General features: G+C 67.1%; 16 protein-coding genes. 6 read left to right on the top strand and 10 right to left on the bottom strand.

Annotated features, from left to right (window positions below):
- The 8 genes from A5711_RS21545 to A5711_RS21510 form a co-directional block, all read right to left on the bottom strand.
- Nucleotides 1–821, bottom strand: an 821-nt coding sequence (locus A5711_RS21545) for a serine/threonine-protein kinase (protein ID WP_156745022.1), incomplete at its 3' end; no start/stop codon positions are given.
- A gap of 78 nt (nt 822–899) precedes the next feature.
- A complete protein-coding gene (locus tag A5711_RS21540) occupies nt 900–1,247 on the bottom strand; it encodes a hypothetical protein (RefSeq protein WP_067950106.1) in 348 nt (115 codons plus the stop codon).
- Between the two features lie 110 nt (nt 1,248–1,357).
- A complete protein-coding gene (locus A5711_RS21535; RefSeq protein ID WP_156745021.1) occupies nt 1,358–1,762 on the bottom strand; it encodes a hypothetical protein in 405 nt (134 codons plus the stop codon).
- A gap of 42 nt (nt 1,763–1,804) precedes the next feature.
- On the bottom strand, nt 1,805–3,025 hold the full coding sequence (locus A5711_RS27780; RefSeq protein ID WP_231987524.1) for a hypothetical protein: 1,221 nt from the start codon (nt 3,023–3,025) through the stop codon (nt 1,805–1,807).
- Between the two features lie 2 nt (nt 3,026–3,027).
- The gene (locus A5711_RS21525; RefSeq protein ID WP_231987523.1) at nt 3,028–3,327 is read right to left on the bottom strand and encodes a hypothetical protein; all 300 of its coding nucleotides are present in this window, start codon (nt 3,325–3,327) and stop codon (nt 3,028–3,030) included.
- A 155-nt stretch (nt 3,328–3,482) separates the two neighbouring features.
- Complete coding sequence (locus tag A5711_RS21520; protein WP_067950104.1) at nt 3,483–4,622, bottom strand: serine/threonine-protein kinase; 1,140 nt, start codon at nt 4,620–4,622, stop codon at nt 3,483–3,485.
- 141 nt (nt 4,623–4,763) lie between these two features.
- On the bottom strand, nt 4,764–6,587 hold the full coding sequence (locus A5711_RS21515) for an alpha/beta fold hydrolase (protein WP_231987522.1): 1,824 nt from the start codon (nt 6,585–6,587) through the stop codon (nt 4,764–4,766).
- Nucleotides 6,587–7,201, bottom strand: coding sequence for a TetR/AcrR family transcriptional regulator (locus A5711_RS21510; RefSeq protein WP_067950102.1), 615 nt, complete (start codon nt 7,199–7,201; stop codon nt 6,587–6,589). Before A5711_RS21510 ends, A5711_RS21515 begins: the two co-directional genes overlap by 1 nt.
- Before the next feature lie 89 nt (nt 7,202–7,290).
- On the opposite strand from A5711_RS21510, the gene A5711_RS21505 reads away from it, so the two are divergent.
- Together A5711_RS21505 and A5711_RS21500 are read left to right on the top strand one after the other, a co-directional pair.
- Nucleotides 7,291–7,935 carry a polysaccharide deacetylase family protein gene (locus A5711_RS21505; RefSeq protein ID WP_067950100.1) on the top strand — a complete coding sequence of 215 codons (645 nt, stop codon included), beginning with the start codon at nt 7,291–7,293 and terminating at the stop codon, nt 7,933–7,935.
- A gap of 4 nt (nt 7,936–7,939) precedes the next feature.
- Entirely contained in the window at nt 7,940–9,307 is a 1,368-nt protein-coding gene (locus tag A5711_RS21500) for an FAD-binding oxidoreductase (RefSeq protein ID WP_067950098.1), read from the top strand.
- Nucleotides 9,308–9,541: 234 nt separating this feature from the next.
- Here A5711_RS21500 and A5711_RS21495 read toward each other — a convergent pair whose 3' ends face one another.
- The gene (locus tag A5711_RS21495) at nt 9,542–10,177 is read right to left on the bottom strand and encodes a TIGR03085 family metal-binding protein (RefSeq protein ID WP_067950114.1); all 636 of its coding nucleotides are present in this window, start codon (nt 10,175–10,177) and stop codon (nt 9,542–9,544) included.
- A gap of 243 nt (nt 10,178–10,420) precedes the next feature.
- On the opposite strand from A5711_RS21495, the gene A5711_RS21490 reads away from it, so the two are divergent.
- The 3 genes from A5711_RS21490 to A5711_RS21480 are packed head-to-tail and all read left to right on the top strand — an operon-like array spanning nt 10,421 to nt 13,544.
- Entirely contained in the window at nt 10,421–12,088 is a 1,668-nt protein-coding gene (locus tag A5711_RS21490) for a nitrite/sulfite reductase (protein ID WP_067950096.1), read from the top strand.
- 17 nt (nt 12,089–12,105) lie between these two features.
- Entirely contained in the window at nt 12,106–12,831 is a 726-nt protein-coding gene (locus tag A5711_RS21485) for a phosphoadenylyl-sulfate reductase (protein WP_082975804.1), read from the top strand.
- A complete protein-coding gene (locus A5711_RS21480; protein ID WP_067950094.1) occupies nt 12,828–13,544 on the top strand; it encodes a sirohydrochlorin chelatase in 717 nt (238 codons plus the stop codon). The genes A5711_RS21485 and A5711_RS21480 overlap by 4 nt, the downstream gene beginning before the upstream one ends.
- Here the strand turns inward: A5711_RS21480 and A5711_RS21475 are convergent.
- The gene (locus tag A5711_RS21475; RefSeq protein WP_067950092.1) at nt 13,541–14,473 is read right to left on the bottom strand and encodes a LysR family transcriptional regulator; all 933 of its coding nucleotides are present in this window, start codon (nt 14,471–14,473) and stop codon (nt 13,541–13,543) included. The genes A5711_RS21480 and A5711_RS21475 overlap by 4 nt on opposite strands.
- Nucleotides 14,474–14,577: 104 nt before the next feature.
- On the opposite strand from A5711_RS21475, the gene fdxA reads away from it, so the two are divergent.
- The gene (fdxA, locus tag A5711_RS21470; protein WP_067950110.1) at nt 14,578–14,904 is read left to right on the top strand and encodes a ferredoxin; all 327 of its coding nucleotides are present in this window, start codon (nt 14,578–14,580) and stop codon (nt 14,902–14,904) included.
- The last annotated feature ends 18 nt before the right edge of the window (nt 14,905–14,922 follow it).

Here is a 14,922-nt window from a genome sequence, read left to right as displayed (position 1 = left end):
CCTGCGCCAACGCCGACAGCGACCGGCTCGTACGCCGCGTTCACCGCCTCGCTGGCCGCCCGGGCCAGTTCACCGGCGGAAGCGAACCGCGCCTCACGCTGTTTAGTCATGCCGCGGGCGATCACGTCGTCGAAGGCCCGGCCGACGCCGCGGCGCATGATGCTGGGCCGCGGCGCCGGTGACAACATGTGCGCACTCTTCAGCTCGGCCGGGTCCGTGGCCTCGAACGGCGGATGCCCAGTAAGGCACTCGTAGAGCAGGCAGGCCAGCGAGTACACGTCGGTCTGCGGTCCCACCCGGCCGGTGGTGAACCGCTCGGGCGCCATGTACACGCGCGAAGGGTCGGCGTGCCCGATGCCGAAGTCGACGAGGCTCGCGAAGTGATCCGGGGTCAGCAGCACGTGCTCCGGCCGGACACCCAGGTGCACCAGTCCGGCGGCGTGCGCGGCGTCCAGCGCCCGCGCCACCTGCGCGACGATCGACGCCGCCCGCGGCGGTTCCAGCGGGCCCCGCTCGCGCAGCAGGTCCTTCAGGCTGCCGCCCTCGACCAGGTGCATGTCGACGAAGGAAACCCCGTTGATCGAGCCGAAGTCATGCACCTTGATGACGTGGGGCTCCTGCAACCGCGACGCGATCCCGCACTCCCGCCGAAAGCGTTGCTGGAAGCCGGGTTCCGCGGCCATCTCCGCAGGCAACAGCTTGACCGCGACCGTCCGGTCCCTAACCGTGTCGTGCGCCCGATAGACCTCGCCCGTCGCCCCCGCACCGATCAGCGATCGCAGCTCGTAGGGACCGAGCCGGGTGCCGAGCCGCGAGGTCAATGGGCAGTCCTTCCGCGAGGTCGTAAACGTCCAGCCGTCCGGGTTCCCGCATTGGGCGCCGACCTAACGTCCGGCGGCTCACGCGTGCGGCGGCACCGGACACCAGAATAGGCCGCAGTTGAAGTTGGGCGGGCCCGCCGGCGCCCGCGGAGCGGCGTTGATCGGGCCACTCGGCCACCCGTAGACGGCGCCGGAGTCGGCGTCGACGACGCCGCGGTAGTCGTAGTAATAGAGGTGGCACACCCCCATGTCCCAGCTGATGAAGTTGTCCGGGACGCGCTCGCCCGGGCACCACTTGCCGCACGTGTGCCCGGCCGGGCAGTTCCCGCCGACGTGGCCGTACGGGTCGGCCTGCGCCACGCCCGCGGCCAGCCCCGCGCCGATGCCGGCGGTCAGCAGCGCGCCGGCGATCCACTTCTTGTTCATGCCGCAAGCACACAACGGGCAGGCGGCTACCGATCCCATATCGACGTCAGCCGCCGTGGTGGCTGACGCGGGGGCGCCGGCTGCGGAGGCTGCGCTCAACGGTCGAACTACTACCCATGGGGCAGCGACTCGGCCAATCGTTCGCCTTCGGGTGTCAATTGGAGCCAGATCGCCAGATCCCACAGCTCGGGTTCGTCGTAGTGGCCGACGAAAAGATCGCGGAGACGATCCATGGCGGCATCGATCGAGAGGTCCCAGGGCACCACTCGTTCATCGGAAGCGCCGAGTATGTCGCCGATCTTCATGAGGCCGTCGTCGAGCAGGGATCGAATCGTGCGCAGCACCACTTCCTGCTCCGCAGCCACAGTGTCGGCGAGTTGTTCGCGTCTCATGACCGATGTGACGTGCGCCATGGGTAGGCAGTTTCCGACGGCATCGAATAACAACCGCCTACGCAAACGATCCTGTGCGCTGCGCTCGGCCTCGTCGTGACCGCGATCATCGGGTTGTGTCATGTGGTCTCCATTGTCGCAGCTGGTAGTCGCTGGCTTCGGCCGTCATTCGCGTGGGCCTTCGAATTCTTCGGGGATCTCGCCCAGCAACGGCCACTTGTGGTCCAAGGTGTGAGGGATATGGATGGGGTGAGGTCCTGTAGCGGGCGAATTAGGCGGCAGCCCGCCGAAACCGGGCATTGCTCCGGCGCCCTCCGGGGCGCCGGGGGCGGGTTTAACAGGCGGCGCCGCTTCGGCGGGCGCACGGACCGGTGTCTGCGGGGTGACAGCAGGTTCCTCGACCGCTGACGGGCCTGCCGGCCGCGGAGCAGCAGCTGCCGGAATTTCCGGTACGCCCCCTCGCGGGTTGATGTGGACTTTGGTGTAGCCGCCTTGATCGCGTATGTCGATGTCTAAAGCAGATTTTCCGTTGGACTCCGCATTCCAACGTTGCCCTATCGTCGTGCCGTCGGGTAGCCGGTAGCGGGTTCCTTTGCTGGCGTCACCGTAGCCATTCGGAATCTCCACGCCGTGCTGTTTGGCCCACTTCCACAGATTCTGAAGGTCCTCTGCTGAGCGCACTTCTCTGACGAACGGTTGGTTCCCGACCGGGAGTTTGTCGAGTACCCCACGGATATCGTCACCGCTGGGGCTGCCGGCAGGCTCGGGATTCGGTTCGCCGTTGCCACCGTCTTGTTTCCACACGCGATCGACGGCGTAGATATGGCCATTGCGGGCTGGCGGAGGGGCGATTGGGGCGCGAGGTTGTGGGAACGTGTCGCGGATTCCGGCCACGGCGGCGGTAATTTTGCTGGCAACTTGCTGATCCACGCCAACCAATTGCGTGGCGCTTTGACGGATTTCGCCGGCGAAGGCTTGTGCTGCGGCGTGCCGAGCGGCCCGCTCCGCGGCTGACCCGCCACCCATGCGGTCGGTGACCGAAAGGTCCTCGCCCACTTCGAATCCCGCTGAACGAGCGTCATCTACCGCGTAGCGAACTCGGGATCGGGCCGCATACAGATCCGACGCCCCGCTGCGAGCGACCTGAGTTGCCGCCTGTAGCTGGTCGACTGCTGCGCTCGTGGCTTGTAGGTCGGCATGCGTCGCGCTACGTAAGGTGTCGGCGGCTTCGCCGCGCCAATCGACCGAGGCGCCGTCTCGCCAGACCTGGTGGACCACCCCATAGCTATGCTCGCTAACGGCCTCCCAGTGAGCGGCCGCCTCGATGAGATGGTCGGTGGGCCAGGCTAACAGCGCCGACAGATTAGGCGCCCCTCCAACGGCCATGGCTACACGCTGGTCACCAAGGGAGCTACCGCAGCAAAGTCGGTGGCAGATTCAGCTTCGTTGGCGACGTAGCGCGTATCGGCTTGACCGACGCCGATAGCGCGTGCACGCACCTGCGCGGCCAGCCCCGCGGTGAACACCCCGACTTCAACGTGTGCACAGTCGACGGCAGCCGCGCTCGGCTGGCACGACAAACCCAGCCCCGTCGGCGCGGTCGTGGCGTCTAGGCCGCCCACCAATACACCCCAGCGGGCCGCCATAGCCCTGACCGCACCGCTGTCCACATGCATCGTTTGCCGCACAAATGCGAGCGTAGGTTGCACCTCACGCGCCTGCCAGTCACTCAGATGCCCTTGGCACCCGGCGAAAACCAACCCACCCACACGTCGCGGGTGGCCCGGTGTGCGATGAAGAGTCAGAACGTTCCACAACTCTTTTCGCAACGCATGTTTTCGAATCAGCCGCCGTGGCCTTTGTGCTTAGGGCCCCCGTGACCCGGCGGACCCGGTGGGGGTGCCGGCTCCGGGGTGCTGCTGGGTGTGGTGGTGGCCGTCGTCGTCGGGGCTGGCGTCGGCGTGGTGGTGGTCGTGGTCGGCGTCGGCGGTGGCGACGAGAACGGCGGATCGATGGCCAACAGCAGGAGCGCCAACAGAAACGCGGCAACGATGGCCGCGATCCACCATTTGCGCCGGGGAGCGTCCGGCTCCAGTGGCGCGGCCGCGGGTGTGTAGGTCAGCACGGCCGCTGGCGGCGCTTCCATCACGCGGGTGTGGGCGGGCATCGCTGACGGGGCCGCGCCGGCCAGCGCGGCTCGCATCGTGCCGGCCTGGTCGAACCGGAATGCCGGGTCGCGCGCCATCGCACGTTCGATCGCCGCCGCGAGGACCGGTGGTACGTCGGGGCGTAGCGCGGCGAGCGGCGGCGGTGACGTGTGCAGGATCGCGTGTGCGAGCGCGCCCAGGTCCTCCTGCGGGAACGGCCGCCGCCCGGTCAGCGCCTCGTAGCCCACCACGCCGACGGCATACAGGTCGTCGACCACCGTGCCCGGCTTGGACGTCAAACGCTCGGGACTCAAATACGCCATGCTGCCGACGACTTCGCCCGCCCTGGTGTAGGCGGCGCCGGACGTCTTGGCGATGCCGAAATCGGCGAGCTTGGGTTCGCCCTGGGCGGTGAACAAGATATTGCCCGGCTTGACGTCGCGGTGCAGGATGCCGGCGCTGTGCGCCTCGGCAAGGGCGTCGAGAACACCGTCGAGGACGGCGTGCACGAACGCCGGTGGCAGCGGCCCGCGCGCGATGTGGTCGGCCAGCGACACCCCCGGCAGTCGCTCCATGACGATGAACGGCAACCCCTGGTGCTCGCCGACGTCGTGGACCACCACCACGTGCCGACCGGTCAGCCGCGCGGCCGCGCGCGCCTCCATGTCGAACCGCAACCGGCTGTCGGGGCGGTCGGCGACCCCGGGATAGAGCAGCTTGACGGCGACGGGCCGGTTCAGCTTCCGGTCCCATGCCTCACGCACTTCGGCCATCGCGCCGCGGCCCAGGACGCCGCGCAGTTCGTACCTACCGTCGCCAACGAGCCCGCCCGGCACCAGAGGCACTCCATTACTGCCCTGGCCGCGGTGAGACTGGGTTCCTTGGAGGTCCGTGTCGATCTCCTGTCGGAAAGCTGAATCCCTGCTGGTTCCGAATAACCACCCAATCCGAAATCGAAACCCACTACTCGACAGGCGTTAAACAGCGGCTGTCTGCGGCGGCTTTTGGACCGCCCCCGCATATTCGCCGACGAAGCCGTTCCCCAACCACCACCTGGGCTCGGTGTGCTCGAAGATTTCCTCGCCGAGGGCGCGATCGCGCACCGACCTCTTGACCGGGAACGGATTCATCCCCGTCTTGTATTCGACCCCGACCATGGCGGGGGCGAACGGCCGGCCCCGCCTGGGTAACAGCTCGAAACCGGCGTCCTGGAGCATGCTGTTCAGCTCGTCGGGGCGAGGGAATCGGCGAAAGTCGTGGTTCGGCTTGTGCAGGCCGAACACGAACAGCGGCCCGATCGTGACGAAACACAGCCAGGTGCACAGGTTGCGATCGGGTGCGACATAGAACATCCGGCCGCCCGGCTTCAGCGCGCGGAACACGCTGTCCATCAGGCTGCGGTGCTCGGTGCAGTGATCGAGGACCCCGTGCAGGTAGACCAGGTCGAATCGATTGGCCCCCAACACCTCCGGATTGCGCGCGTCGCCGACGACGAAGGTCGCCTTATCAGCGAAGCGCTTGCGGGCCGCGCCGATCGACTTGTAGTCGACGTCGACGCCGACGATGTCCCATTGGCCCAGCTCCGGATATCGTTCGAGCAATCCCGCGATCGCCCCGCCGCTGCCGCAGCCGACCACCGCCATCGTCGGGCGCTGGCCGCCCGTAGTGGGAAGGTAGTCGTTCAGGAAGTCCCATGCCGCGTAGTCGATTTCGCCGACGAGGTCGGCGGTGAAGCGCCACTGTTCGCTGACCTCGGCGTTGGAGAAGTAACGGACGCCGCGCTCGATCGTGCCGTTGCTGATCCGCATGAGCACGCGATCGATGATCGAGTAGTGGTATTCCGGTTCGCCCGCCGCGTCGTTGGCCCGTTCCCGCTCGAGGAACTCGAAGTAGCTCCGCTCTTCGGGTTCGATGGGCGGTTCCCACTTTTCGGCCTTGCCGAGCACCCGCTCCCGAATCCACGAGTCGATCACGCGGCTGTAGACGCCGGTGTCGAACAACATCAGCTGGTGGCCCCCACCGGGCATCACGAAAAAGTCTTTGGTGCCGCCGATCCGCTCGAAGCAAGCCCGGCAGTGCTCGACGCCGACGATTTCGTCGTGCTCGCCGCAGGCGATTAGCACGGGTTTCGTGTTGGCGGCGGCGGGTTTTGGCGGCACATAGTTGAACACCGAGTGGTAGCTCTTGAACCCGTACGACCAGACGTACAGCGGGTCCTTCTTCTTGGTGTCCAGCAGTCCGGGGTCTTCTTGGTAGGCGGCCTTGAAGTCGATGAACCGCCGCAGCGGGACGCGCAGCCGATCGCCTACCTTGTCCGCCGCGAATTTCGCCACCCGCGAGCGAAAGAGCCTGATCGGCAGACTCATCGGCGCCTCGTGGTTCAACAGAATGTTCATGCACACCCCGGCGGACACTGCTGGGCACGCATCGAGCGCGTGGAATGCGAGCTCCCCGCCCTGGCTGGCTCCGTGCACGACGACGGGCAAAGACGTGCGTCGTGCCGCGTAATCGGTGACCGCCCGGGTGTCTTCGAGGAAGTCTTCGAAACTGAACATACCCGGCTCACCTTCGGTACGACCATGCCCGCTCAAATCGAACGAATAGACCGCCGCGCGGTAGTGGCGGCGCATGTGCTCGGCGAACGCGTCGTAGCTCTCGCTGTTGCCGGCGGTGCCGTGCACCAACACCAAAACGTAGTCGGCATTCTCGTTGTCGTAGCGGCGCACGAAGATTCGTTTCCCGCCGGATCCGGTCACGCCGTCTTCGACCATCGGCGGCACTGCCTGCATGGTGGTGTCCATCAGCTCGTTGAATCCAATCTCTCGGTGAAGCGGGCGGCGATCATCTCGGCGAAGGCGTCGAAGTCCGCGCGGAAGCCCGAAGTGTCGGCGATGAACGGGCGCTGCATCGCCATGCCCAGCAGCACGATTTCGCAGAGGCGCACCGCCTCGTCGATCAAGCGCTGCGGAACCTCGTCACCGGCAATGGTGCGCAGCAGCTCGGCCAACTGCCGCCGCTGGGTATCGCGATAGTCGACATAGGCAGTCCGCAAGAACTCGTTGTGGTTGGCCGCCGCGGCGAACTCGACCATGAACGTGACCGCGTCGATGTCGTCGATAAACAGCGTGTACAGCAGACCGGCAGCGTCGGCTAGGCGATCGGGCACAGACGCTGCCTGCGACAGCCGGGCCGCCGCCGTGGCGAACATGTTCCTGGCCATGTCGTCGATGGCCGCCTGGAAGAGCTTTTCCTTGGTCTCGAAGTGGTAATGCAGCAGCGTCTGCGAAACGCCGGCCTCCGTCGAGATCAGCTTCATCGAGGACTTCTCATAGCCGTACGCGCAGAAGCACCGCATCGTCGTGCGCAGGATGCGCTGCCGGGTGTCACCGGCAGTGTCCCCAGTCTTCGGAATCATTTCGGTCAACTTCGACTCGTCTCGTCGCTTCCGAATAAGGTACTGCCTGATCGATCAGTCAGGCAAGCCCGGCGCGATAGGCTTCCAGAGTGAAGATCACCTTGACCTTCGACAACGGCCCGACCCCCGATGTCACGGATCAGGTCCTGGATGCCCTCGCTCAGCGTCAGATGACCGCCATCTTCTTCGTCGTCGGTGAGAGGGTCTCCTCACCCGAAGGGCGTCGGCTGATCGAGCGCGCCGTCACCGAGGGCCACCGGATCGGCAATCACTCCTTCACCCACGGCCGGCCCCTCGGCGAGCTCTCCCCTACGGAGACCATTCACGAAATCAGCAGCACACAAACGCTTTTGGACGAATTTGACGATGCCGATCGCTACTTCAGGCCGTGGGGAACCGAGGGCGTACTCGAACGGCGCTGCCTGAATCAGACGGCGGTCGACCACCTCATCGCGGAGAAGTGCACCTGCGTCCTATGGAACAGCGTCCCGCGTGACTGGGCCGACCCCAGCGGATGGGTCGACCGGGCGCTCGCCGATACCCGCAACCAGGAGCACACCGTGGTCGTCCTGCACGACCTGCCCACCGGCGCGATGGAGCGACTACCGAGATTCCTCGATGAGCTCAACGACTCCGGCGTAGAGGTCACCACCGACCTGCCCGACGACTGTGTGCCGATCGTCCGCGGTCGGATGCGAACACCGCTCGATCACCTCACTCCGGCGATAAGGTAGCGACATGACGGCGCGGTTCTCCGAGATCGTCGGTGAGCACAACTTGCTGACCGGCGACGCCATCCCCGAGGACTACTGGCACGACGAGGTCTTGACGAAGCCGCCGCAACGACCGGCGTACGTCGCCAAACCGGCCACCGCTGAAGAGGTTTCGCAGCTGTTGAAGGCGGCCTCGGACAATGGTGTTCCGGTGACGGCCCGCGGGTCCGGGACCGGCCTGTCGGGTGCGGCGATCCCCCGCGCCGACGGGCTGCTGATCTCCTTCGAGCGGATGAACGCCGTGCTCGAGGTCGACACCACCAACCAGGTCGCCGTCGTCCAGCCCGCCGTGACGCTCACGGAACTGGACGCCGCCACCGCCGAAACCGGCCTGCGCTACATGGTTCACCCGGGCGAGCTGTCGTCCAGCGTCGGCGGCAACGTCGGCACCAACGCCGGCGGCATGAACGCGGTCAAGTACGGAATCGCCCGCCACAATGTCTTGGGGCTGCAGGCGGCGCTGCCGACCGGCGAGCTCATCCGCACCGGCGGCAGGATCGCCAAGGTCTCCACCGGCTACGACCTGACCCAACTCATCGTCGGCTCCGAAGGCACCCTGGCCCTGGCGACCGAGGTGACCGTCAAGCTGCACCCGCGGCTCGACCACGCCGCTACGGTCCTGGCCCCATTTGCCGACTTCGACCAGATCATGGCGGCGGTGCCCAAGGTGGTGGGCAGCGGCCTCGCGCCCTACATCTTGGAGTACATCGACAACGTGACGATGGCCGCGCTCGTCCACACCCAGAACCTGGAGCTGGGTATCCCGGACAGCGTCCGCGACAGCTGCGATGCCTATCTCGTTGTGGCGCTTGAGAACCGGACCGCGGACCGGCTGGACGAGGACGTCGAAGCGGCCGGCGAGCTGCTGGCCGAGTTGGGTGCCGTGGACGCCTATGTGCTCGAAGGGCTCTCGGCACGCAAGCTGATCGAGGCGCGCGAGAAGGCGTTCTGGACGGCGAAGGCGATCGGCGCCGACGACATCATCGACACCGTGGTGCCCCGCTCCGCGATGCCGAAGTTCCTGTCCGCCGCCCGCGGCCTGGCGACGGCGGCCGGCGGCGCCGCGGCGGGCTGTGGACACGCCGGTGACGGCAACGTGCACCTGGCCATCTTCTGCAAGGACCCCGACACGCGCAAGAAGCTGATGACCGACATCTTCGCGCTCGCAATGGAATTGGGCGGTGCCATCTCCGGCGAGCACGGCCTGGGCCGCGCCAAGACGCCGTACTTCCTGGAACTGGAAGACCCGGTCAAGGTCGACCTGATGCGCCGCATCAAGCAAAGCTTCGACCCCGCGGGCATCCTCAACCCCGATGTGCTGTTCGCCACCTAAGCCCTCAGCCGACAACCGGAAAGTGGCGTTGAGCGGCAAGAGCTTTCAGCCCCCTCTCGCGCACGTGCGGCTTCGTGCCGGCGATTTTTGGGGATGAGCCGATGTGCCCGCCTCTGAGCGACAACGGCGGACTCGGCGCCCCACCGCCGCAAGTTGTCGCTGTGAGGCGGGCACTTTGGGTGCCGCTTTTTCCAGAGGCGCGTGTGGCTCCTGTGACTTCTATCGCCGACGGGCTCACATCCCGAAGTGCACGCGACGCACCGCCGCAACGGCTTCCGGCGGCCCGCTCACTTCCACGTCCGCCGCCCCTTGCCTGCCAAAGAGATACAACAACAACTCACCCGGTTGGCCGCGAAGCAAAACCGCCGGCGCACCACGCCGCACCGTCACCCGCGAACCGGCCCACTCCACGTCGAGCCCGCAATCAGAAAGCCGCCGACTCAGAAAACGCCCGCCCCGGCAGACGTTCCGCCACAACGCCGCGTCCATGTCGGACGCCAACGAGCGCGGCCCCAGCCCCTGCGCCCTGCGCACGTCCTCGTGGTGCACGAAGAACTCGTTGAGATTGGCCAGCACGCGCACCCATCCGACGCGGAAGAACCCGGCGGGCGGGCCGGACCGGATTCGCGCGACGAGCCACCCGAAATCGCGACGGGCCAACGCAACCCTGCGCCGCTCGGCGAACCGCTGGAACGGACCAGGCAGCACGAGACATGGTCCCGCAACGACATCCCGTTCCCGCAACACCAAATGGGCGGCGAGATCGCGACAAGTCCAGCCCTCGATCAGCGTCGGAGCGGACGGGCCGAGCTCGACGAAAAGGTCACACAGCGCGGACCGCTCCCGCGCGTCCAGCGTCGGCCCAGACACCACCGCAGGCTACTGCAATCGCGCTGCGCGCCAGACCAATAAACGTGAACCGGAGCACACAACCAACGGTTGTGCCCTCACAACGGCGCGACCTCTACTCCCCTAGGCGTAACCCGGGCACTATGAAGCCATGAGACGTGGGCGCAACGGAGCGCCCGCGCTCACCTCTGACTGACAACATCATCGCGTCGATGCCGCGGCCAGCAGCCCTGCAGCCCCAAGCACCGCGAAGGAGCACACCTCATGACCACAGCACGTCCCGCCAAGACCCGCAGCGAGGGCCAGTGGGCGCTGGGTGATCGCGAACCGCTCAACGACACCGAGAAGATCAAGAACGACGACGCGCCGCTGAACGTGCGCGACCGCATCGTCAACGTCTACGCCCATCAGGGTTTCGACAGCATCGACCACTCCGATCTGCGGGGGCGCTTCCGCTGGATGGGCCTGTACACCCAACGCGAACAGGGCTACGACGGCAGCTGGACCGGTGACGACAACACCGACAAGATCGAAGCCAAGTACTTCATGATGCGCGTGCGCACCGACGGCAAACCGCTGACGGCGCACTCGATGCGGACGCTGGGTCAGATCTCGACCGAATTCGCCCGCGACACCGCCGACATCAGCGACCGGGAGAACCTGCAGCTGCACTGGATCCGCATCGAGGACGTCCCCGAAATCTGGCGGCGCCTGGACTCGGTCGGCCTGCAGACCACCGAGGCGTGCGGCGACTGCCCGCGCGGCATCCACGGTTCGCCGCTGGCCGGCGACTCGCTGGACGAGGTGCTCGACCCGTCCCCCGCGATCGACGAAATCGTCCGACGCTCCATGGGCAATCCCGAATACGCGAACCTGCCGCGCAAGTACAAGACCGCGATCTCGGGCCTGCAGGACGTCTCCCACGAGACCCACGACGTCGCGTTCGTCGGCGTCAACCATCCCGAACACGGGCCCGGCCTGGATCTGTGGGTGGGCGGCGGATTGTCGACCAACCCGATGCTGGCCCAGCGGGTCGGCGTGTGGATCCCGCTCGACGAGGTGCCCGACGTCTGGGAGGCCGTCACCCAGGTGTTCCGCGACTACGGCTACCGGCGGATGCGCGCCAAGGCCAGGCTGAAGTTCCTGATCAAGGACTGGGGCGTCGAAAAGTTCCGCGAGGTCCTCGAAACCGAATACCTCAACCGCCGGCTGATCGACGGCCCGGCCCCCGCGCCGGTCAAGCAGACCATCGACCACGTCGGCGTGCAGAAGATCAAGAACGGGCTCAACGCGATCGGCGTCGCCCCGATCGCCGGACGCGTGTCGGGCGCCACCCTGTCGGCGGTCGCCGACCTGATGGAGAAGGTCGGCTCCGACCGGGCCCGGCTGACCCCGTTCCAGAAGCTGGTCATCCTCGACGTGCCCGACGAGAAAGTGGACGAGACCGTCGCCGCCTTGGATGCCCTCGGCCTGCCGTCGCGGCCGTCGTCGTGGCGCAAGAACACCATGGCCTGCACCGGCATCGAGTTCTGCAAGCTGTCCTTCGCCGAAACCCGTGTTCGCACACAGACTCTGGTGCCCGAGCTGGAACAGCGCCTGGCCGACGTCAACGCCGAGCTCGACGTGCCGATCAGCGTCCACCTCAACGGCTGCCCGAACTCGTGCGCACGAATTCAGGTCGCCGACATCGGCTTCAAGGGCCAGTGGATCGACGACGGCGAGGGCAATTCCGTCGAGGGCTTCCAGGTCCACCTGGGCGGCGGCCTGGGCGAGGCCAGCGGGTTCGGCCGAAAGCTGCGCCAGCACAAGGTGACCAGCGACGAGCTCGGCGACTACATCGACCGGGTGACCCGCAAGTTCCTCGAAAACCGCGACGGCGGCGAGACTTTCGCGTCCTGGGCGCTGCGCGCCGACGAGGCCGACCTGCGATAGGAGTTGAGGACCCCGCCATGGTGGCGATGAACTTCACCAAGGAGCAGCTGCGTGCGCTCGCCGAGCGCGGTGCCTCCGAGATGGAGGGCGCCGACGCCGTCGACATCCTGCACTGGACCGACGAGCACTTCGGCGGTGACGACTCGGCCGACTGCAAGTACGTGGTGGCCGCCAACATGCAAGACGCGGTGATGGTTTCGCTCGCCTCGGACGTGCGGCCCGGCGTGCCGGTGCTGTTCCTGGACACCGGCTACCACTTCGCCGAAACCATCGGCACCCGCGACGCGGTTGAGTCCGTCTACGACATCCACCTGCTCAACGTCGAACCCGAACACTCCGTTTCCGAGCAGGACGAGCTGCTGGGCAAGGACCTGTTCGCCCGCGATCCCAACGAGTGCTGCCGCCTGCGCAAGGTCATCCCCCTGCGCCGCGCGCTGCGCGGCTACGCGGCGTGGGTCAGCGGATTGCGCCGGGTGGAGGCCGCCACCCGCGCCAACGCCCCGCTGATCAGCTTCGACGAGTCGTTCGAGGTGATCAAGGTCAACCCCATCGCGGCCTGGACCGACGACGACGTCCAGGACTACATCGAGCGCAACAACGTCCTGGTCAATCCGCTCGTCGAGGAGGGCTACCCGTCCATCGGCTGCGCCCCCTGCACCAGCAAGCCGGCCGACGGTGACGATCCTCGCAGCGGGCGCTGGCGGGGACGAAACAAGATCGAATGCGGGTTGCACGCATCATGAGCACACTCGTACTCACCGCCCACGGCAGCCGGGACCCACGGTCGGGCGCCAACGCACAGACCGTTGCCGACCGGCTGGCCGGCATGCGCCCCGACCTCGACGTGCGGCTGGCTTTCCTGGAGCTCAACGAACCGAACTTCGCCGACGTCCTGGCCGGGCTGCCGGACAACCGCCGCGCCGTCGTCGCCCCGTTCCTGTTGGCCAGCGCCTACCACGCGCGCCTGGACATCCCCAAGCAGATCGCAAAAGCCGGAGCGCATGGGATCCGCCAGGCCGACGTGCTCGGCGAGGACGAGCGGCTGGTGTCGGTGCTGCGCGAACGCCTGGCCGAGGTCGGGGTTTCCCCACATGACGACGATCTCGGGGTGATGGTGGTCGCGATCGGCTCGTCCAACGCCGCGGCGAACGCGCGCACGTCAAAGGTGGCGTCCCGGTTGGCCATCGGCACCGGCTGGGCCGGGGCGACGACCGCGTTCGCCACCCGGCCCGAGGCGTCGGTGGAGCGCGCGGCCGACCACTTGCGCCGCCGCGGCGCGCGCCGACTCGTCATCGCGCCCTGGTTCCTCGCGCCGGGGCTGCTCACCGACGGCGTCTCGGCGTATGCGCGGGACAACGGCATTCCGATGGCCGCGCCGCTGGGTGCGCACCGGCTGGTGGCCCAGACCGTGCTCGACCGCTACGACGAGGCCCTGGCAGCCGACGCGGCGGCCTAGCGACTGTTGATGTGGCTCAACAGGTCTCGAACCGCCCCGGCCGGCGGCGTGCGCCCGCCCACCCAGATCGCGCGAAACTTGCGTCGTAAGTCCAATTTCGCGATGGTGACCGCGCTCAGCCGCCCCACGGCGAGGTCGTCGGCCACCGCCAGCCGGCTCATGGCCGCCGGTCCCGCGCCGGCGAGCACGGCCGCGCGCATCGCCGCCGCCGACGTCAACTCCAATACGGGCGGTGCTTGCTCCATGTCCTCCCCCAGCACCTGACGCAGCGCCACCGTCAGCGAATCGCGGATGCCCGAATGGGGTTCGCGGGCAACCAATGGCGTCTCCGCGAGTTCACGAGCGGTCACTCCCCGCGCCCGTCGCGTCCACTTGTGGCCCGGCGGCACCACGATCACAAGTTCATCCTGCCCCACCACGCACGTGCCCAAACCCTTTGGCGTTCCCGGGTTCTCGACAAAACCGAGATCCGCGCTGCCGTCGCGGACCGCGGCGATAGCGTGCTCGCTGTTGGTGGCGGTCAAACTCACCTGCGGGGCAACGACGCCGCGCCGCGTCGCCTCGGTCTGCAGGGACAGCAACCAGTGCGGCATCAGCTGCTCGGAGATCGTCTGGCTGGCCGCGACCCGGATCCGCTCGCGGCCTTCCTTGCGCAGCGATCCCATGCCCGTGTCAAGCTCGGTGGCGACCTCGAGCAACCGCCGCGCCCAATCCGCGACGATCAGGCCCGCCGGCGTCAGCTGCGAACCGCGCGTCGTCCGCACCGCCAGCGTCACCCCGATCTGGGCCTCCATCGACGCGAGCCGTCGCGAGATGGCCTGCTGGGTCAGCCCGAGTTCGCGCGCGGCGCGGCCCAGGCTGCCGGTCTCCGCGATCGCCAAGAACACCTCGAACGAGGCGAGCTCGGGCATTCGCGGGCTGAGCGGCATGGCTGATCACATCACAATCAATTCGTGTGACACAACGATAGCTTGTGACTCCACAACGCCGGGACCTCTACTCGCGGCCGGTTGCGGCAAGAACCATGGAGTCCATGGCCTACGTGATCGCCGAGCCCTGCGTCGACATCAAAGACAAGGCATGCATCGAGGAGTGTCCCGTCGACTGCATCTACGAGGGCGCGCGGATGCTCTACATCCACCCCGACGAGTGCGTCGACTGCGGCGCCTGTGAGCCGGTGTGCCCGGTCGAGTCCATCTACTACGAGGACGACCTGCCCGGCGAATACGGCGAGTACACCCAGATCAACGCCGACTTCTTCGCCGAGCTGGGCTCACCCGGCGGCGCCTCGAAGATCGGGCTGACCGAGAACGACCCCGCCGCGGTCAAGAACCTCGAGAGCCGGGCAGAAGCCACCTAGGGCATTTCGTAAGGTGAG

Source organism: Mycobacterium sp. E2238, from assembly GCF_001672665.1.
Taxonomy (GTDB): Bacteria; Actinomycetota; Actinomycetes; order Mycobacteriales; family Mycobacteriaceae; genus Mycobacterium.
This window is presented reverse-complemented; position numbering and strand designations above follow the sequence as displayed.

What these genes read in the sequence shown, in the direction of transcription:
- A5711_RS21540 (WP_067950106.1), bottom strand. Translation starts at nt 1,247, where the DNA reads ATGAACAAGAAGTGGATCGCCGGCGCGCTGCTGACCGCCGGCATCGGC.
- A5711_RS21535 (WP_156745021.1), bottom strand. Translation starts at nt 1,762, where the DNA reads ATGACACAACCCGATGATCGCGGTCACGACGAGGCCGAGCGCAGCGCA.
- A5711_RS27780 (WP_231987524.1), bottom strand. Translation starts at nt 3,025, where the DNA reads ATGGCCGTTGGAGGGGCGCCTAATCTGTCGGCGCTGTTAGCCTGGCCC.
- A5711_RS21515 (WP_231987522.1), bottom strand. Translation starts at nt 6,587, where the DNA reads ATGGACACCACCATGCAGGCAGTGCCGCCGATGGTCGAAGACGGCGTG.
- A5711_RS21510 (WP_067950102.1), bottom strand. Translation starts at nt 7,201, where the DNA reads ATGATTCCGAAGACTGGGGACACTGCCGGTGACACCCGGCAGCGCATC.
- A5711_RS21500 (WP_067950098.1), top strand. Translation starts at nt 7,940, where the DNA reads ATGACGGCGCGGTTCTCCGAGATCGTCGGTGAGCACAACTTGCTGACC.
- A5711_RS21490 (WP_067950096.1), top strand. Translation starts at nt 10,421, where the DNA reads ATGACCACAGCACGTCCCGCCAAGACCCGCAGCGAGGGCCAGTGGGCG.
- A5711_RS21485 (WP_082975804.1), top strand. Translation starts at nt 12,106, where the DNA reads ATGGTGGCGATGAACTTCACCAAGGAGCAGCTGCGTGCGCTCGCCGAG.
- A5711_RS21480 (WP_067950094.1), top strand. Translation starts at nt 12,828, where the DNA reads ATGAGCACACTCGTACTCACCGCCCACGGCAGCCGGGACCCACGGTCG.
- A5711_RS21475 (WP_067950092.1), bottom strand. Translation starts at nt 14,473, where the DNA reads ATGCCGCTCAGCCCGCGAATGCCCGAGCTCGCCTCGTTCGAGGTGTTC.
- fdxA (WP_067950110.1), top strand. Translation starts at nt 14,578, where the DNA reads ATGGCCTACGTGATCGCCGAGCCCTGCGTCGACATCAAAGACAAGGCA.